Raw genomic sequence first — 17468 nt, 5'->3', positions numbered from 1 at the left:
CCAATAGCGAAATCACCCGCAGGCCAGTCGTCCAAGCGAACCAAGCCGCCGCTGATCTCCTGAACCCATCCGGACTGCCCCTCGGTCGAAGCTAAATAGGGCTGACTATCTCCGTTCCTGAGGATCTTGCGTTGCATCTGTCCATCGTCACAGCGGTCTATAACCGAGCCGACACCATTGCGGATGCGGTCCGGAGCCTGCGCGAGGAAAGCTTGACCGATTGGGGGCACGTAGTCCAGGACGGCGCCTCGACCGACGGCACCCTCGACGTCCTCGCTGGCCTGGCCGATGGCCGCACCTGCGTTAAGAGCGGCCGGGATGGCGGGATTTGCGACGCACTGAACCGTAGTTTGCCCGCGCCACCGGCGAGGTGGGCCTCCTGCACTCGGACGAACTTTACGCCGCCCCCGATACCTTGGCTGAGGTGGTCCGCGCCTTTCCTCGCAAGAGGTGGCGACCAGCCATCCGACGGCGCGGGGCCAACGCAGCCGGCGCCGCGAGTCGCAGGAAGCCTTCCTCCGGTCACAGGACCCCGGCCGGACCGAGCCACCGTCCCCTTCCGCCGAACCACCGAAGCCGGTCCCCATAGGGGACCGGTCCGCAACCATCTCTTAAGGACGTCCTAAGTTGCGCCCTCCTGCAGCACAACCTTACGCCGAATGGCGCATCCATCTCGGGGCCCACAAGACGGCCACCACCTACATCCAGATCATATTGGAGCGGATGGCGCACGACCTGAACGGCAATGGGGTCGATGTCCTCGTGCCTCAACTTGGGCTGCGCGACGCGAACCTCCTCAGACCCTACTCCCTACGCCGCCCGGCGACTTGGCTCCTGCCCGGGGCCCGCAACCTGACCGGCAGGATCTCCCATCTTCGCCAGGGCCACCCGGTCGCCCTCCTCTCCGAAGAGAACCTGCTCGGGCCCCCAGGCAACGTGATCAGGGGCAACTTCTACAAGAACAGCCTTCTGTTGAAGATCCTGGGCGACCTCGCCCGCCGGACCCCTACGACTCTCTACCTGTCGGTTCGGTCCCCGGCCACCTTCCTCCCCTCGATCTACGCCGAGTCCCTGCGCCACGAGGCCGCCCCCGCGGGCGGGTTCGACAACGTCATTCGCTGGGTCTCGAGACGGGCTCCCCGCTGGAGCGGCTTGGTCTCCGACCTCAAGGCCGCGGCCCCGAGCGCCCGCCTTGTGATCTGGCGCTACGAGGACTTCCGGAACAACGACGCGGCGATCCTGTCCGAGCTCTGCGGAATCAAGGTTGCCCTGCCGGCCGAGCCCGCGGACACCTTGCGCACACAATCCGGCTCGGCCAATGCCGTCCGGCTCGCGGAGCGGCTCGGACCGGAGATGGAAGCGGACGAGCGACGCCGCCGCGTGCACGAGATTTACACCGACCCGGGCAGTGCGGGTCCGCCGTTTCGTCCGTTCCCGCCCGATCTGATCAAGAGCCTTGAACTCTCCTATGAGCTGGACCTGCACGAGATACGGCGCATCTCGCCTGGCTCGCTGATGGAGTTCGGCGGGCCCCGTGCCACGTACGCCGCATGACCGACACCGTCCCGGGCGCCTACGGCGCATCCTCCTTCCTGTAGAGGCACCACTATGCTCTGGCGAGATGTTCCCGGCATGCTGACCCGCGACGAACGTCGGCGCGGCGGTCTCGTGCTTGTCCTGATGTGCGTCATGGCCCTATTCGAGGTCGTAGGCGTGGCCGCCGTCATGCCCTTCCTCGCAGTCCTAGCTGATCCCGGCGCGATCGACCGGTCGCCGGCGCTGTCCCGGCTCTATGGCGTGGGCGGATTTACCTCGGATGAGACGTTCCTGATGGCGCTGGGTCTCGGGGCCTTCGCCCTCGTCATCCTGTCGGCAGTCATTCGCAGCATCTCGCTCTACAGCCAGACCCGCTTCCTCCACATGTGCCGGCACACGCTGTCCTGCCGGCTCCTCGAAGGCTACTTGGGCCAACCCTATGAGTTCTTCCTCGCGCGCAACACCGGCGACATGTCGAAGAACATCCTTTCCGAGGTCGACCATTTCGTCGACCGGGTCCTGCTGCCGATGGGGGGCATCGCGTCCTACGGCATCGTCCTGATGGCCGTGGTGGCCTTCCTGCTGGTTATTGAGCCGAGCTCGGCCATCATGATCGCGGTGGTCCTAGGCCTCTCCTACGGCGCCGCCTACCTCGTCGTCCGGCGCGTAAGTAACAGGATCACGGCCAACCGCATGGCGGCGAACCGGCACCGGTTCGAGATCGCCGCCGAGGCGTTTGGGGGGATCAAGGGCATCAAGGTGCTCGGCCGGGAACGCCAGTACCTCGCGCGCTTCTCCCAGTCGACGCGGGTCTATTCCCAGCATCTGGCCACGAGTTCGGTGCTCGGGCTAATCCCCAAGTACGCCGTGGAAGCCATCGCCTTCGGCGGGATCATCGTTATGGCGCTGCACATGATGATGCGCCAAGGCTCGGACGACGGCCGGACGCTCGCCACTGTCCTTCCGCTGCTGGGCCTTTATGCCTTCGCCGGGTATAGACTGCTGCCCGCGGTGCAGGGCCTCTACCAGAACTTCACTACGCTCCGCTTTACCGAGCAGGTGATCGCTCTCGTCAAGAAGGAACTCGCGCTGGCCGGCCGCAGGGAGCAGCGCGCAGGCTCGACGGGCGAGCGCAGACCGATGTCCGACGGCATCGAGCTTCGCAATGTCACCTACCAGTACCCGACGGCCGACAGGCCCGGGCTGTCCGACATCAGCCTCCGCATCCCGGCCCGATCGACCTTGGGCATCGTCGGCAGCACGGGGGCCGGCAAGAGCACCCTGGTCGACGTCCTCCTGGGGCTCCTAGAGCCGACCGACGGAGCGATCCTGATCGACGGCGCGCCCCTGACCAAGGAGTCGGTCCGGGCCTGGCAGGACCGGATCGGATACGTCCCCCAGAACATCTTCCTGAGCGACGCCACGATCTACGAGAACATCGCCTTCGGCTTGGGGCTGGACGAGCTGGACACGTCGCGCGTGCAGGCCTGCGCCCGCGCAGCCAAGGTGTCCGACTTCGTCGAGAGCCTACCCGACGGCTACCGGACCCGGGTGGGCGAGCGCGGCGTCCGCTTGTCCGGCGGCCAGCTCCAGCGCATCGGCATCGCGCGCGCCCTATACGACAAGCCAGACGTGATCATCCTCGACGAGGCCACGAGCGCCCTCGATAACCTGACCGAGGCCGAAGTGATGCAGACGATCAACTCGCTCCCAGGGGATCGGATCATCATTATGATCGCCCACCGGCTAACCACGGTGAAAGGCTGCGACCAGATCCTCGTGCTCCACCGCGGGCAGGCCACCGGCCTGGGCAGTTACCAGGAGCTCTTGGCCGACCACACGGAGTTCCGGAAGATGGTGGACATGTCGGCCATGGCTTGAACAAGGAGCTCGGGCACGGTGACCTCCCGTTGCACTGGCCTCCTCCAGGGCGTCCAATCCGGAGCCGAGCCTTCCCGGTCGGGCGCAGCCGATGGGGCAAGAAAGCCACTTGCCCGGACCTCGGTTATTGAACCGGCTTTACATTTCCCGGCTAGGCCAACGAACCGAGAGGCGGCCGGACCAAAAGGAGATCGAGAAGGTGGACGGCGTCACCATCATCGTGTGTTGCTATAACTCCGAGCAAAGGATCGAGCGGACGATCCGGCATCTTCTCGGACAGCAGATCCGGTCGGTGCCCGGCTGGGAGATCGTGCTCGTGGACAACAAGTCCACCGATCGGACGGTCGAGCTGGTCCGGGCGATCTGGAGCCGTGAGGCCGAGCCGCCGCCGCTGAGGGTGGTGCACGAGGAGCGTCCCGGCCTCTCCCACGCGCGCAAGGCCGGCGTGCAGGCGGCCAGTCACTCCTGTATCGTCTTCTGCGACGACGACAACTGGCTCGACGCCGACTATGTCGAGACGGCCTACCAGATCATGTCCCGCGACCCGCAGATCGGCGTGCTGGGCGGTGCGATCACGCCGGTCGGCGACGCGCCGTTTCCGCCGTGGTTCCTAACCAACTGCGCTTGCTTTGCGGTGGGCGCCCAGGGACGGGTCTCTGGCGACATCTCGGCGCGCGGCTATGTCTGGGGAGCCGGTGCAGTCGTCCGTCGCGACCTGCTGCTGACACTTTACGAGACCTGCGGCGGCGGGCTCCTCGTCGGGCGGGAGGGCTCGAAGCAGGGCTCGGGCGACGACAGCGAGATCTCTAAGTGGTACCTGCTCGCGGGCAGGAAGCTCTACTATTCCGAGCAGCTCATCCTGTCGCATTACATGCCAGCGTCGAGGGTCAGGAAGGAAGTGCTCGAGCGCCTCCTGAACGAAGGCGCTTCGGCCACCTCCTACCTCAACCTCTACGACGCGATCCTAATGGTCCTTGAGCCCGCGCGCTTCGCCTCGGTGTCGGTCCCGCGCCGCCTGCTGACCCTCGCGCGGGGCGCGCGCGGCCTACTTTCCATGACCCGCGCAGACTTCCGCAGGTTTCGGCGCCTCATCCGCTGCTGCCGGCAGGCCCGGCTGGCCTGAAAAACGGTACCTTCCGTGTCCTCAGGGGATGCCACCTTGCCCCCCGGGCCAACCTTCAATGCGCCCCCCGCTCCTGCATCCTTCCCTTGCGTCCAGAAGGACCACAACCATGATTCCCCCTTACCCGAGGCCACGATGCCGTCTCTCCGATCTCTTCCCGGCAGGTGCGGCCGGTGCGGCAGACAAACGGGCTTCAGCTCCGGAGACCGGCCCATGCAGGCAGTAGATCCCAGCACGTCGGCAGATGCTATGGAGCGCATCGTCTTCTGGCAGCCGACCATCACCACGCACCAGGCCAACACGCTCGAGGAGCTAGACCGGCAGCCCGGCCTTGCGGTGGCGGCCTACGAGGTCCAAGCGAAGGAGACCCGCCGGGCCGACCAAGTCTGGACCCGTCCGAGCCTCACCTTCGAGGCGGGCCGCCTGGACGGCCTTGCCTTCTACATCCGGGCGGCCCGGCAGGTGCTCCGCGAACGGAAGAGCGCCCACGTCTTCTGGAGCCCCTTTGCGAGCTTGCGGATGCTCTACTTGCTGGCCCTCGCCAACGCCCTGGGCCTCCGGTTCTATCTGGTGTCCGAGCCCTACTCGCCGTCGGATCTCGGCTACTTCTCCGGTCGGGTGCGCCTGAGGGACAGCCTAAAGAGCCGGCTCCGACCCCAGTTCTACCGCGCCTACGCCGCCCTGCTCTGCCGCAGAATGTCCGGCGTGTTCGCCATCTCAGACTTGGCCAGCGAGCAGTATCGGGCGCTGGGGGTGCCTTCGGAGCGGATCTTCCCGTTCGGCTACTTCGTGCGCGAGGAGGGATCGGGGGAACCCGGTCCCCAGCCCGACCAAGTTCCCGATGGCTCGGCGCTGCGCTGCATTTTCGTCGGGAACCTCATTCCCCGGAAGGGCCTCGACCTGCTGCCGCAGGCCGCGCGCTACGTCCAGGCCCGCGGCGCCTCGATCCGTATCGACGTCTACGGGCCGGGCACGCCGGGTTTGGATCTCCCAGGTTGCGAGCAGGTCCGGCTCTGCGGCCCCGTCCCGTTTGGCGAGGCCTCGGAGGTCATCCGGACCTACGACCTGCTGGTGGTTCCCAGCCGCCACGACGGCTGGGCCGTCGTCGTCAACGAGGGCATCCAGGCAGGCACTCCGGTCGTCTGCAGCAGCGCCGTGGGCGCGAAGACGCTGGTCACCGACCTAGATTGCGGCTGGGTCTTCCGGTCGGATGACGCCGAGGACTTGGGCCGGGTGCTCCTCGACTTGGCGCTGCACCCGGAGAAGGTCGCAGAGGCCGCGCGAAACGCGCGCCAGAACCGGCACCGCCTCCATCCCCGGAAGGCCGCCAAAGTGCTGGGCTCCATCATTGCGGGCCGTCCATGCCTCGACGGCGTCACGGCTCCCTGGAACGCCGTCTGAGATCATGACGGAGCTAAGCATTCACCTCACCAACATCAACGGCACCGGAGCCCGTCAGCTCGTCTCGTCCCTGCTGCCCGCGATGCGGGCCAACGGAACCTGCGACCTACAGTTCTGCTACCTCTCCGACGACGAGTTCGGCAACCGACTCGAAGCGGTCCTGAAAGGTGCCCAGGTGGTCAAGTACCGCCGCCGCCTCCCGAACGCCCTGTCGCGGCTCTTCGAGTGCCTCGCCTACCGTGGCGATCCGTCCGACACCTCGCCGCTTTTGGTCCTCGGGGACGTCCCGCTCCGCACCGGCAGGCGGCAGATTCTGCTGCTGCACAAGCCCGGCCTAGTCGCCATCGGCCCCCTGCCGGGCGGCGTGCAGGGGATCAAGCTCTTAGTGGAAAGGCAGATTTTGAGGGCCAACCTCCGGTACACCGATCTCGTGATCGTCCAGACGGCCCATATGGAGGCCCGCTTCCGCAGCCTCTATCCTGACTATGCCGGGGACGTCCTGGTGCTACCGCAGCCCGTTCCCGTCTGGGCGTCCCGGGCCCTAGACCCGGCGCGGGGCCGACAGACCGATCCTTCCGCTGGGAAGCTGAACCTGTTCTACCCCGCTGCCTCCTATCCCCATAAGAACCACGCCCTGCTGGGGAGGCTGCCGGACGGGTCGTCCGACCTAGACGAGATCGTCGGCCGCCTCGCGCTGACGATCGATCCCGGCTCGAAACTCGCGCCCGGGCTGCCTTGGGTCGACTGTGTCGGCCTCCTCGACCACGAGAGGGTCATCGAGGAATACCTCCGCAGTGACGCCCTGCTCTTCCTCTCCCGGTCCGAGAGTTTCGGCTTCCCGCTGATCGAGGCGATGACGCTCGGATTGCCGATCGTATGCCCCGACCTTCCCTATGCTAGAGAGATCTGCGGCGACCAAGCCATCTACTTCCGGGACGACGATCCCGGCTCCCTCCGTCTGGCGATCCTCGGTCTCTCCGAACGGATCCTCGGCGGCTGGAGGCCCGATTGGACCGACCGCCTGAAGGTCCTGCCCGCCAACTGGGGCGACATGGTCGCCAGACTCCTCCAGAGAATCGAGCAGATGGGCAGCCAAGACGCCGAACCGCGTTCCCAGATGGCAGGCCCGCGCCGACTGTGGCTCGCACAAGACCTGAAGGACCGGCCCGGCATCACCCAAGCAAATTGCAGCGAGGATTGATGAGCCAGACACCGACGCGACCGAGGATCTACTACTTCTGCTTGGTGAACACCCAGCGCTACAATCAGATAGCCGGCGACGGCTCTTATGTCGGCGCCGCTTCCAACAAGGTGTCAGCGCTGTCGGCGGCCCTGAGACAGCGGGGCCAGCGGTCCTGCGTCGTATCGATGCCCCTCTGCGGCCGGGGCGCCGCCCCTCCGGCAAGCGCGACCCTGCTCCGCGACAACGGCCTCCCTTGGCTCTTCCTGCGCTCCCACAGGAGCCGTTGGCGTCGCAAGTTCTCGGCCCTGGCCCAGTTCGCTTGGTTCTCGCTTTGGGTCGTGGACAGGCACGACCGGGTTATCCTCTACAATCACGGGTTCGAATACCTGCTGGCGCTCTTCGTCCTGCGGCTTAGGGGCGTCGTGACGGTCCTCGACATCGAGGACGCGCCCAGGCTCGACGAGCCGGGACTGCGGCCCGCCGTGGACCGCCTCATGTTCCCCGCCTTCCTGAAGCTTACGAGCGCGAGGAAGATCGTCGCCTCCCGCGGCGTCGGAGAGGGCCTGAAGCTTCGTGAGTTCACCCCAGTCTACGGCGCCATCAACGCGCCTACGCGTCGGCCCGAGCCGCGCGCAACGTGGACCGATGTCGGGATGACTGCGGCCAACCCCCTCCGGATCTGGTACGGCGGCACCATCGAGCGGGACACCGGCCTCGACCTCTTCTGCGAGGTCCTACCCCTTCTCGGGGAACGCCTTGCCGAGGCCGGCAGATACGTGGTGTTCGAGGTCACCGGACGAGGCGGGGAGGCAGCGATCGCCGCGGCTCAGGCGGCCGCATGCGACAACCTAAAGGTCGAGCAGCGCCAAGACCTCGATCGTCCCTCCTTCCTCGCGGTGCTTCGCGCCTGCCATGTGGGGCTGTCCCTGCGGATCACTGATTCCAGCCTCGCGCAATCCACTTTCCCCTCAAAGGTCGTGGAGATCACGCAGCACGGCCTCGCGCTGATCGCAACGCCGTCAGCTGATCTCCTCCACATCTACGGCTCCGACGGAGCTGTCATCCTGGGCGACTGCGCTCCCCATTCCCTGGCCGAAGCCATCATGCTCGCCCTGCATGACACGTCGGCCCTCCAGGAAATGGCGCAGGCTGGATTTGACCGCTCGTTGGACCAGTTCGAGGCCGGCCGAGTCGCCGACCGCCTAGTCCTGTCCCTCGGGCTGAAAGTCCGGGACCTCCGCACCGCCCCAGACCCGGCATCGGCGGAGACCTGCCCCACGGCCCCGAGGTGATGCTCGCCCTAGATGCTCGGCCCAGTTCCGGCTACAATTCCCCGGCTGGGCGGTCCTCGTCGCCGCAGCGCCCTAGCCCCGGCAGCGCCCCAGCCCCCACGACGTTGCACTGAATGAGTATGCCCCTTCCCACCACATCGCCCCTGCTGCAAATGAGCAAGCCGACCGGTCTCCTGGTGGTGGTGGTCGTGACCATGGCTCTCCTCGCGGCGGCCTTGGATGCGGGCCTGGTGGCCCTCTATGTCTCCGGCCTGGCCCTCATCATCAATTTTGGGATGACCCGGCCGACGAGCCCGCTCTCCCTGCTTGTCTTGGCCTGGATGCTGGTCGCGCACAACTTCCTGTTCGGGCCTATCGCCTACGACCCCTCACTCTCCTGGTTGCCGACGCTCCTCTACCTGGCGCTGTGCTTCGCCTTTTTCCTGATCCCCTACCTCGTTGCGCTGCGGACAAAGGTCGTACTCCGCGGCAGACGCGACCTCTTCCACCGGGCGAGGACGCCCCTGCTCGCCTGCGCGCTGTTCGGGGCGGGTCTCCTCCTGGCCGGGGGACTGAAGACGGCCCTCCCGTATCTTCTATCGCTGAATCTAGGGGGCCTGAGGGGCGCTTTCATCGAGGACGTGAACGTCCTGTCCAAGCTCGGTTGGCTGTTCCTCTGGCCCGCGTTCTTCTTCATCGTCTCTTTTGCCCTGCCCGGCCGCTATGCCCCGGGCTTCTGGCTCGCGGCGATCTTCCTGTCACTGTTCGCGATCCCACTCTTCTCGGCGGGACGACAGATCTACCTGCAGGTCATCCTGCTCATCCTCATATCCTTTTCGCTGGTGCGGCGGCACCAGGCCCAGATGCCCGACGAGGCGCGGGCCATCCTGAAACGGCGTCGCAGGACCGTATCAATCCTCATCCTTGTCTGCATCGGGTTCATCGCCGCGGTAAGCCAGCTGAGATTCGGCGGGGTGTCGCAGGAATACTTCGGGAACAAGCTCAACGTGTACGCCACCTTCAGCGGTGCGAGCCTATCGGAAGGCTACGAGGCCCTGTGGGCGGGCCTGTCGCCCACACTACAGGACATCTGGGTCGAGTTCGCCTACTACTTCGGCGCCCAACTGCCGCGCTTCGGCGAGGTCTACCACCTGCAGACCTTCCCGATTGTCGAATTCGACCCCATGTCCAAAGTCGCGATCCTGGAGCGCAACTTCGACAAGCTGCTTTCGGGCGACACAGTCACGGCCCTCTCGGCCAGCGACGGCGTGGTCGGCAGCATTGCCTCGTTCACTTGGAAGACCGCGCTGCCGAAGAACATGGAACTGTTCGGCGAAGTCGGCAACCTCCTCATATGCGCCCTGTTCGGCTGGGTGGCGGGGATCGCATACAATGCCTACCGCTCCTTTCCTCTGACCTTCGAGGCTCTCAATCTCTGCGTCGCCAACGGGGTCGTGGCGTTCTATTCGATCATGTTCTCTCCGTTCGGGGAGACAAACTTTTTCCTCTACTATCTGGCCTCCCTTGTCCTCTTCGCCCTGCGCTTCCGCGTCTAGCCGCCGATCGGCTTTATTGCTGTACCGCCCCCGGATCTTGAGACACTCGATTGCGATTATGCGGCCAGGGGCATGGTGTCCATCTGGTCGCGTCGGAACTGGGCGGGCGAGCGGTGGCCATGCCGCTCGATCAGCCAGTGCTCATTGTAGGTCCGCTTGAACTCGAGCAAGGCAAGCCGGAGTTCCTCGACGGTGCGGAAGGTCCGGACCCAGAGCAGGTTCTCCTTCAGGGTGCGGATGAAGCGCTCAGCGCAGCCGTTGCCTTCAGGGGCACGGACAAAGGCCGGCGACGAGGAGGCGCCGAGCCAGGCGATCTCTTTCTGGAAGTCGTGCGACATGTACTGGCTTCCGTGGTCATGGCGGATCGAGAGGCCGGTGGCCGCGTCCTTCTCGACAGCTCCGAAGCGCTCCGCGACGCCCTGCCGGACCGGCTCCAGTGCCTCGTGGCGGGTGCCGCGCAGGGCGGCGTGGAGGCCCACGCACTCCGCCGAGCAGTGATCAACGGCAACGAAGACGGCGACCTGCCCATGCTCGGTGGCGAAGGCGGCGGTCATGTCCGTGCCCCACATCGTGTCGATGCTCTCAGGGATGATCGTGCCGTCGTGGTTGCGCGGGCCGGTGGGGCGGCCGGTTCGGACGGGCGCTGAGAGGCCGTTCTCGCGCATGAGCCGTCGCACGCGCTCCTTTGAGCTGCGCAGGCCAGCATGGCGCAGCCGCGCCCAGACCTTGCGGTAGCCCTCGCCGTGAAACGGGCTGGCGAGGAGCACGCCCCGGATCGCCTCGACCAGGGCTGCGTCCGGCATTGGCCCCTGCGGCCCTGGTCGCCGGCGCGGCATCGCCGGAGCGTCAGCCGGCCGACGCCGCCGATACACACCCGAGCGGGCAACGCCCCAGACCCGGCAGACCCGGGCCAAGCCGTAGGGACGGCGCGTGGAGATCGAGACGGCGGGGCTCATCGCTTCGACCTCCGCGACCCAAAAGGGCCACCGCCACCTCCGGCCTCGAGCCGGTCGACCTTGGCCTGGAGCAACTCGTTGTCCATCAGCACCTCGCCGAGCTTCGACTGCAAGCGGTCGATCTTCTCATCGCGGTCATCCCGCTCCCGCGCCTTCAGGCTTGCGGCGCCCGCCTCCAGAAACGCTTCCCGCCAGGCGCTCAGGTCCGCGGCTGTGACGCTGAGCTCCCGCGCCACGATCTCCAGGGGCTCGGCCCGGAGAAGCCGAAGAACCGCGTCGCGCTTGCGCCCCGCCGTCATCCGCCGTTCCCGCCCCGGAGCCGCGGACGCTCCGATCCCTGAGGTCTCCGCGCCCGCGGCTCCTCCGTGCTTCCCATCCGTCATCCAACACCTCCGGTCGGCTTCAATAAGCCTTCAGCGGTGTCTCAGCGAACCCTGGGGCGGAGGATTGCAGAGCTCAGGCAGGACTCCCCTTATAGGCTGAGCGGGCTGGTCGCTGGGAATGACCACCTTTCCCTGCCGCTTACCGCACGACTGAACCGCGCCGGGTTTGAGGGCAACTGTACTCAGGACGGTGCGGTTTCGAGGCAGTCGGTCTCCGAAGCGATCATGGTGTTGAGGACGGTCAGTAGCTTTCGGGCGGCTGCGGTTAGCGCGGCCTTGACCGGCTTGCCGGCTGCTTCGAGGCGCCGTCGGAAGTGACCAAACGCCAGCAAGTGGCGAGAGGCGTGGAGAGCCGCCAAGTAGAGTATCGTGCGGATATTGGGTCGCCCTCCACCGATGATTCGCCGGTCGATGGTCCCGAGCTCAGGCAGTTCAGCCATGAGGGTTGCCGCGACGATCGGGCCCCCTTTGATGGACACAGGAGCATCAACACCCTAGCCGAGACGATCACCGGTCTCTTCAAGATCGAGGTGATCCATCGCTGCGGACCTTGGTGCAGCTTCGAGGATGTCGACTACGCCACCCTCGGATGGGTGGACTGGTTCAACCACCGGCGTCTCCTAGAACCGATCGGACACACCCCGCCGGCCGAAGCCGAAGCAAACTTCTACGCCGCTCTGGAGCAATCCGCTTTGGCCGCGTAGCTTAGACCAACCGGCATCCGGCAAACCCGGCGCGGTGCAGGTTCTGTCTTCCGGCGCCAGCACCCGTCGCGTCGAGTGCCCATCACGGCTTCGCGCCTCCGCGCGCCGAAGCTCCGTAGCGGACGGCTCGGTGCGCGTGATCTCCACAGTTCGCCCCGTCGGCATCGTTACCTCCCTCCATGCCACGCACAGAGTGAATTACCGCAGCCCCCGCCCGAAAAGCCCCAAGTCACCGCCAGTGGCCGTTGGCATGACGCAGGAATAAAGGCAAGCAAGGTCAGCAGCACTCTACATCGGGGAGGGGCCCTGCGTAGATGTCCTGCTACGTCATCTATTTGAGCGGCATTCGCCGCAATGGCGCCACTTTCTGAGTTGCTGTACCGGGGCGCCGGAAGCAGTATCAAGGAGGCAACCTCACTATGGTGGCAAGAGCGTCCAACGAGAAGGTAGCCAGCCTTCAATACTTGCGAGGTGTGGCGGCCCTCATGGTGGTCCTTTTCCACGCAGGGGCTCTCATCGGGAGCGACAATTATCATGGAAACCAGGCGATAGGATCACTCACTAGTGGGCTTAACATCGGTGTCGATCTATTCTTCGTCCTTTCTGGGTTTGTGATATCGGTCCCTCTGTTTCTCGGGAGGACAGTTCCGTCACCTAGGGAGTTCTTAGTTAACCGCGCGCTGCGGATCTATCCGTTGGTCGCTCTAACAGCGCTGATCTTCACTGCCTCCTCGACTATACTTTCAGGCAAACCTTTCGCTGACAACATTGACGTCCTGCTTTCCTCGGCACTCCTCGTACCCTATCCTAAAGACCCCGTGCCAATCGTGCTCTGGACGCTGCGCCAGGAGATGCTGTTCTACTTACTCTTCGCCGTGGTGCTAGTAAGCCGGCGCACTGGCCTCATAATGATTGTTGGTTGGGCAACTTCCTCCTTTCTTATCGGCAGTTCTCACTGGCTTTGGGGTATCTTCTTCCACCCAAACAATATCCAGTTTGCTATGGGGATCGGGACGTGCTTTGTTTGCTCGCGCATCAGCATTAGCTCGGCTCTCGCCAGTGTTGCGTTCGCCCTTTCAGGAGCTCTCCTGCTCGTATATGCGCTGTTCTGGAACGAGCACACGTCGGTCGGGATGTTCAACTGGGGCGTAGGCTCGGCCGGGATTCTGAGCAGCATCGTAGTAGGCACTGCCTACTTCTCGAGCCTCCTGCTTGGCCGTAGTCTCTTACTCTTGGGCAAGGCATCGTTCTCGATCTATCTGATCCACTACTTCTTCATCTCAGCTGTCAACAAAGTCCTATTTGGCTTCCGACATTTTCTTCCCGATGTTGTCTCTCTGGTAATTCTTTTCGTGCTGGCAGTCATTGGGGGCGTGATTTTCTTCCTGCTGTTCGAAAAGCCTTTGGAGAGAGTCCGCAAGGGTCTGATGCTGCGGCCTAAGCTGACTTGTGCCGGACAGACCACGTGAAGGGATTAGACTGCTCATGCCAGCGGCTTTAGCTATTGACCCTGGCCCAGGCTCGGGTGGTGACGGAGCGTACGATGTCGGGCCGGGCCAGGACGCGGCTCCAAGTCTGACAGCAAGCCTCAACGATGGCGGAGGCGTCCTCTCAGACTTGGAGACTGAGGCAGGTCTGGCGTTCTCGACTGGGTTGAGCTCGGGGCTGCGAGGCGGCAGCGGCGGGAGGGTGATGTTGGTGGTCACGACCAAGGCGGCTGAGGCGTGCCAGCCGGCGCCGTCGAGCACGAGCACAGAATGCCCGCCCGGGGCGACCGCTGCGCTGATCTCGGCCGCCGTCACCGACAGATCCCGTGCCACGATCTCCAGGGGCTCGACCCGGAGAAGCCGCAGCACCGCATCGCGCTTGCGTCCCGCCGTCATCCGCCGCTCCCGGCCCGGAGCCGCTCCGACCACTGACGCCTCCGCGACCACGACTCCTTTGCTCTCAACCTTGTCCATCTCAACACCTCCGATCGGCTTCAATAAGCCTTCAGGGATGTCTCAGCGAACCCTGGGGCGGAGGATCACAGCACTTCGATGCGGGGCTAGCGGCTACATTCTCAAGAGCAGTAGTTCCGCCGACCTTAAAGAGGCGCTGCTGCGGATACATGGATTCTGGCGTTCCAAAAGCGACAGGAGTTCGCCGGCTGGCCTGAGCCCGCCAACGCCTTGGCGGAGCGACGGCGCCAGTCAATCCGCCCTTGCCGCGGGTAGTAAGCTTGCCTACCATCACGTCCGGAGGTGCCCCATGTCTCGCGTTGAGAAGGTCAGCGTCGCGCTCACGCCCGAGATGGCTACGATGATGCGCGAGGTTGTCGAAGCCGGCGAATACGCCTCCGCCAGTGAGGTCATGCGCGAGGCGCTACGCGACTGGCAGGCTCGGCGCATTCAGCGGGAGCGCGCCATGACGGAACTGGGCCGCCTCTGGGACGAGGGTCTCGCCAGCGGCCCGGCCCAAGACGGCGCCGAGGCCTTCCGCGCCCTCCGCGCGAGCTTGGACAACGGGGATATATTGGCCCTTCGCTCCTGAATGGCCTACCGCCTCCTCCCCGCTGCGCTGGCCGATCTTGAGGTCATCTCCCTCCACATTGCCGCCGACAACCCCCGCGCCGCCCGCCGCTGGCTCGACCGCATAGAGGAGCGCTGCGCCCGTCTCGCCGAGCTGCCGGGCCTCGGCGTCGCGCGCCCCGATATCCGGTCCGACCTCCGCTTCTGGCCCGAGGGCAGCTACCTGCTGCTCTACCGCCAGACCGGCGAGGACGTGGAGTTCGTGCGCATTCTCCACGGCGCCCGCCAGTGGGAGGACCTGCTCTGATGGCGCGTGAGCCCGTTACCACTCCGACGTGCCCTGCACCTCGAGGGGCGTCCAACTTCAGGTTCCTCGCCCGACACATCACGGACCCCGAATGGTGAAACCGGGTATCTCCTTTCAGATCAGATCCCAACTCGCGCCGGGCCGCACGTTCTGGATGGCCAAGTGATCGGAGAGTACGAGGCAGCCTCCTCCCGGGTGTCGAACAAAAGGGTGGATCAAGTCACGATGGCCCTCCCGCCGACTCAAACGCCTGATGACCGACGTTACCGAGCCTCCGCGCCGGCCGGCGGAGGCGCTGCCCGCCTTTCTTCCCAGACATTGTGCTCGGCGTGCTCCAAGTATCGCGCCAATACGTTGATGCTCTTCCACCCACCTGCCCGCATGATGGAGACGGTGTCATGCCCAGCGCAGAGGAGATCTTGCGCTGCTCCCACACGCATGGAGTGCCCGCTGAAACCCTCCGCCACAACGTCATACAGCCCTGCCCTCTTCGCGGCTGTCTTGATCAGCCGCTTGACCGTCGTGTCGCTCAGGTCTCGATTGATGGCTTTACCCTGGTAAATCGGGCAGAACAGTGGCCTGATCGTGAGGCCACGCCAGTCCAGCCACGCATTGATCAGGTCCGCCGACCGCCGGGAGGTGAAGGCGATCCGGCCCTGCCCAAAGGGGTCGGCCTTGCTGCGCCTGATCAGGACCCGCAAAGTTCCATCAGCCCGCCAGGAGAGATCGTCAATCTGCAGAGCAATCAGTTCCGAGCGCCGCGTCAGCAGGTCGTAGCCGAGCGACAGCATGGCCTTGTTTCGGAGGCCTAACGGAGTATCGGGCTGAACTGCCAGGAAGCGCTCGAGATATTCGCGTGTCATTCCGGTTGCTTGCTTCGGCCTCTCGAACTTGGAGCGCCGAATACGCCGCAGGGTCAGGTTGATCTCCTCGTGCTGCGTTGGATCTGGCAGATCCAGAAGTGCGTGGGCTTTCCGAATAGCATAGAGCCGCCTGCGGACTGTCGAGGGCGCCAGTGCGGGAGCTTGGGCTTCTAGGAAGGCGCATACTGTCAGCACCGCCGCCGGAAATGGGGCCTCTCCCCTCTGCTGGCACCAAATCACGAAGATCTCGACATCGGTATAGTACGACCGCATGGTAGCAGGCGCATAGGCGCCTTCGAGGCGCATGAACTCGGCGCGCCAATCGTAGTTTTGCCCAGCCTGTGACATGGGCCCTTTATGATAAGATTTTTATCACAATGCAAGAGGTGAATCTTACTGGTCAGCAGATTAGAGCAGCTCGATCGGCACTAGGCTGGTCGGTGCGGGAGTTGGCCGAAAAGACAGGAGTCGGTAGCGCCACCATCGTACGCTACGAGACCTACGATGGTTCGCCTGCCTCACGGAAAGGGCACTTGGAGACCATTCGAGTGACGCTCGAAGCCGCCGGTATAGAGTTCATTGGCACGCCCGACGACGGGCCCGGCATCCGCATCCGCAAACCTAGCGGAAAAGGCTGACTGCGTCCGCCTAGCCTCCAGTAGACCGCTTATTTGTCACGGGACAGTAGTCGCAAATCCGTCCCCTAGGTATGCTCCCAGTGGGTCCTTTCTACAGAAACTGCACCCTGTAATCCGGCGACCCGCTCCAGATCAGGTCCCAGCTCGCGCCAGGCCGCGCGTTCTGTATGGCCGAGGGTTCGAAGGCGACGAGGCAGCGCCCTTCGGGCTGCCGAACCGAAGGATAGATCAGGCCACGATAGCCGTCCCGCCGCATAGCCAGAGCGAGTGCCTGGCCCTCGGGATACCCAATGTCCGGGTCCGGGTGAAGCGCAGGATGGCTGGTCTCGTCGTGCAGGTCCGGAAAGTCCCCAATGAAGTCGGCCAAGAGCTCGACATATCGCGCCTGGTCCTCGTAGATCCCGATATAGTCCAGCTCCCGCGTCCGGTGGAACGCAACTTCGGCCATTGACGTCATGGTGTCCCAGCTGCAGTACCACGCCCCACGCGTACTGTCGTTGAAGCGGTTGCCCGTCGGACGAGTGTAGGTGAAGGCGGCGTTGACGTGGCTATTGCCGTAAACCTGTAAATCTCGGGCCCGACGTGCGAAGGCCAGTTCACGCCGGTCGAGGTGAAGAGAGCGGCCGCGCTCCGCAATTAGCCGCGCGCTCGTCAGTCCCTCGATTTCCACGAGGATTTCAAACTGGTCATCCGTGTCGACTAGGCCCCGCAGTGTCGGAGGCTTGTGGTACGTCGCAGGGATTAGCCGGACGAGGCCACGATCATTGATCGGGCTGAGCCTCATGCACCCCCGCGCAGTGCATCAAGGTAGGTCCGGACCTGCAGGAACTGCGGCAGGCCCTCGCGGATCATGGTATCGATCGGGCGTTCTCCGTTAAACAAAGGGCCATCGTTCGGCAGGGTAATCCAGCGCCTCGCGATAGGGTCGCTGAAGTAGAGCTTCAGGGCCTTGTAGATCCCGACCACTGCGCTGAGCCGCAACAGCTGGTCATGGGTGAGATCGCCTGTGTAGCCCGCCCTTCTTGCCCGTTTCCATGTGGACTCCGACATATCGGCCAGCGCGGCCGCTTCGGGAATGGGGATCTGCCACTCAGAGATGATGTAGCTGAACGCCTTCAGAGCAACCGTCTTCGTCTCGGCTGCACTGTGCTTTTGG

General features: G+C 64.7%; 15 protein-coding genes and 4 pseudogenes. 13 read left to right on the top strand and 6 right to left on the bottom strand.

Annotated elements, in window-relative coordinates; genetic code table 11:
- The first annotated feature begins 131 nt into the window (after window positions 1-131).
- The 8 genes from FHG71_RS24745 to FHG71_RS11025 all read left to right on the top strand — a co-directional run bounded on the left by FHG71_RS24745 (window position 132) and on the right by FHG71_RS11025 (window position 9951).
- Entirely contained in the window at window positions 132-626 is a 495-nt protein-coding gene (locus FHG71_RS24745; protein WP_176559381.1) for a glycosyltransferase, read from the top strand.
- A gap of 97 nt (window positions 627-723) precedes the next feature.
- Window positions 724-1554, top strand: coding sequence for a hypothetical protein (locus FHG71_RS11055; RefSeq protein WP_139081744.1), 831 nt, complete (start codon window positions 724-726; stop codon window positions 1552-1554).
- Window positions 1555-1632: 78 nt separating this feature from the next.
- Window positions 1633-3417, top strand: coding sequence for an ABC transporter ATP-binding protein (locus FHG71_RS11050; protein ID WP_218014081.1), 1785 nt, complete (start codon window positions 1633-1635; stop codon window positions 3415-3417).
- Window positions 3418-3616: 199 nt separating this feature from the next.
- Window positions 3617-4540 carry a glycosyltransferase gene (locus FHG71_RS11045; protein WP_176559380.1) on the top strand — a complete coding sequence of 308 codons (924 nt, stop codon included), beginning with the start codon at window positions 3617-3619 and terminating at the stop codon, window positions 4538-4540.
- A gap of 213 nt (window positions 4541-4753) precedes the next feature.
- Window positions 4754-5941 carry a glycosyltransferase family 4 protein gene (locus tag FHG71_RS11040; RefSeq protein WP_176559379.1) on the top strand — a complete coding sequence of 396 codons (1188 nt, stop codon included), beginning with the start codon at window positions 4754-4756 and terminating at the stop codon, window positions 5939-5941.
- Window positions 5942-5945: 4 nt separating this feature from the next.
- On the top strand, window positions 5946-7142 hold the full coding sequence (locus FHG71_RS11035) for a glycosyltransferase (RefSeq protein ID WP_176559376.1): 1197 nt from the start codon (window positions 5946-5948) through the stop codon (window positions 7140-7142).
- Window positions 7142-8416: a glycosyltransferase family protein gene (locus tag FHG71_RS11030; RefSeq protein ID WP_139081739.1), complete on the top strand. Its 1275-nt coding sequence runs from the start codon at window positions 7142-7144 to the stop codon at window positions 8414-8416. Before FHG71_RS11035 ends, FHG71_RS11030 begins: the two co-directional genes overlap by 1 nt.
- Before the next feature lie 230 nt (window positions 8417-8646).
- Window positions 8647-9951, top strand: coding sequence for a hypothetical protein (locus tag FHG71_RS11025; RefSeq protein WP_139081738.1), 1305 nt, complete (start codon window positions 8647-8649; stop codon window positions 9949-9951).
- Window positions 9952-10007: 56 nt separating this feature from the next.
- Here the strand turns inward: FHG71_RS11025 and FHG71_RS11020 are convergent.
- Window positions 10008-11290 (bottom strand): IS3 family transposase gene (locus tag FHG71_RS11020; RefSeq protein ID WP_425467346.1). Its coding sequence is split into 2 segments (ribosomal slippage): window positions 10008-10934 and window positions 10937-11290, totalling 1281 coding nucleotides; the frame shifts between segments, so codons are not numbered across the junction.
- A 488-nt stretch (window positions 11291-11778) separates the two neighbouring features.
- Here FHG71_RS11020 and FHG71_RS11015 point away from each other — a divergent pair.
- Both FHG71_RS11015 and FHG71_RS11010 read left to right on the top strand, forming a co-directional pair.
- Window positions 11779-11994, top strand: a pseudogene (locus FHG71_RS11015) (IS3 family transposase); the annotation flags it as partial.
- A gap of 419 nt (window positions 11995-12413) precedes the next feature.
- Entirely contained in the window at window positions 12414-13463 is a 1050-nt protein-coding gene (locus tag FHG71_RS11010; protein WP_139081737.1) for an acyltransferase family protein, read from the top strand.
- Window positions 13464-13775: 312 nt separating this feature from the next.
- Here the strand turns inward: FHG71_RS11010 and FHG71_RS24265 are convergent.
- Window positions 13776-13955: pseudogene (locus FHG71_RS24265) on the bottom strand (hypothetical protein); the annotation flags it as partial.
- Window positions 13956-14244: 289 nt separating this feature from the next.
- Here FHG71_RS24265 and FHG71_RS11005 point away from each other — a divergent pair.
- Together FHG71_RS11005 and FHG71_RS11000 are read left to right on the top strand one after the other, a co-directional pair.
- The gene (locus FHG71_RS11005) at window positions 14245-14526 is read left to right on the top strand and encodes a type II toxin-antitoxin system ParD family antitoxin (RefSeq protein WP_139081736.1); all 282 of its coding nucleotides are present in this window, start codon (window positions 14245-14247) and stop codon (window positions 14524-14526) included.
- Window positions 14527-14811 (top strand): type II toxin-antitoxin system RelE/ParE family toxin, encoded by a 285-nt coding sequence (locus FHG71_RS11000; protein WP_139081735.1) that lies wholly within the window; start codon window positions 14527-14529, stop codon window positions 14809-14811.
- A gap of 114 nt (window positions 14812-14925) precedes the next feature.
- Here the strand turns inward: FHG71_RS11000 and FHG71_RS24260 are convergent.
- Window positions 14926-15051, bottom strand: a pseudogene (locus FHG71_RS24260) (RES family NAD+ phosphorylase); the annotation flags it as partial.
- Between the two features lie 23 nt (window positions 15052-15074).
- Window positions 15075-16022: a tyrosine-type recombinase/integrase gene (locus FHG71_RS10990; RefSeq protein WP_139081734.1), complete on the bottom strand. Its 948-nt coding sequence runs from the start codon at window positions 16020-16022 to the stop codon at window positions 15075-15077.
- 29 nt (window positions 16023-16051) lie between these two features.
- Here FHG71_RS10990 and FHG71_RS24740 point away from each other — a divergent pair.
- Window positions 16052-16177: pseudogene (locus FHG71_RS24740) on the top strand (helix-turn-helix domain-containing protein); the annotation flags it as partial.
- Window positions 16178-16403: 226 nt separating this feature from the next.
- Here FHG71_RS24740 and FHG71_RS10980 read toward each other — a convergent pair.
- A complete protein-coding gene (locus FHG71_RS10980) occupies window positions 16404-17096 on the bottom strand; it encodes an RES family NAD+ phosphorylase (RefSeq protein ID WP_139081732.1) in 693 nt (230 codons plus the stop codon).
- Window positions 17093-17468, bottom strand: a 376-nt coding sequence (locus tag FHG71_RS10975; protein ID WP_139081731.1) for an MbcA/ParS/Xre antitoxin family protein, incomplete at its 5' end; no start/stop codon positions are given. The genes FHG71_RS10975 and FHG71_RS10980, both read right to left, overlap by 4 nt.

Source organism: Rubellimicrobium roseum (assembly GCF_006152145.1).
Taxonomy (GTDB): Bacteria; Pseudomonadota; Alphaproteobacteria; order Rhodobacterales; family Rhodobacteraceae; genus Rubellimicrobium; species Rubellimicrobium roseum.
Note: the sequence above shows the minus strand (reverse complement) of the source record. Positions and strands in the feature narration are given on the sequence as shown.

Bases quoted from the DNA above. Each gene is read 5' to 3' on its own strand.
- FHG71_RS11055 (WP_139081744.1), top strand. From the start codon at position 724: ATGGCGCACGACCTGAACGGCAATGGGGTCGATGTCCTCGTGCCTCAA.
- FHG71_RS11050 (WP_218014081.1), top strand. From the start codon at position 1,633: ATGCTGACCCGCGACGAACGTCGGCGCGGCGGTCTCGTGCTTGTCCTG.
- FHG71_RS11040 (WP_176559379.1), top strand. From the start codon at position 4,754: ATGCAGGCAGTAGATCCCAGCACGTCGGCAGATGCTATGGAGCGCATC.
- FHG71_RS11035 (WP_176559376.1), top strand. From the start codon at position 5,946: ATGACGGAGCTAAGCATTCACCTCACCAACATCAACGGCACCGGAGCC.
- FHG71_RS11030 (WP_139081739.1), top strand. From the start codon at position 7,142: ATGAGCCAGACACCGACGCGACCGAGGATCTACTACTTCTGCTTGGTG.
- FHG71_RS11010 (WP_139081737.1), top strand. From the start codon at position 12,414: ATGGTGGCAAGAGCGTCCAACGAGAAGGTAGCCAGCCTTCAATACTTG.
- FHG71_RS11005 (WP_139081736.1), top strand. From the start codon at position 14,245: ATGTCTCGCGTTGAGAAGGTCAGCGTCGCGCTCACGCCCGAGATGGCT.
- FHG71_RS11000 (WP_139081735.1), top strand. From the start codon at position 14,527: ATGGCCTACCGCCTCCTCCCCGCTGCGCTGGCCGATCTTGAGGTCATC.
- FHG71_RS10990 (WP_139081734.1), bottom strand. From the start codon at position 16,022: ATGTCACAGGCTGGGCAAAACTACGATTGGCGCGCCGAGTTCATGCGC.
- FHG71_RS10980 (WP_139081732.1), bottom strand. From the start codon at position 17,096: ATGAGGCTCAGCCCGATCAATGATCGTGGCCTCGTCCGGCTAATCCCT.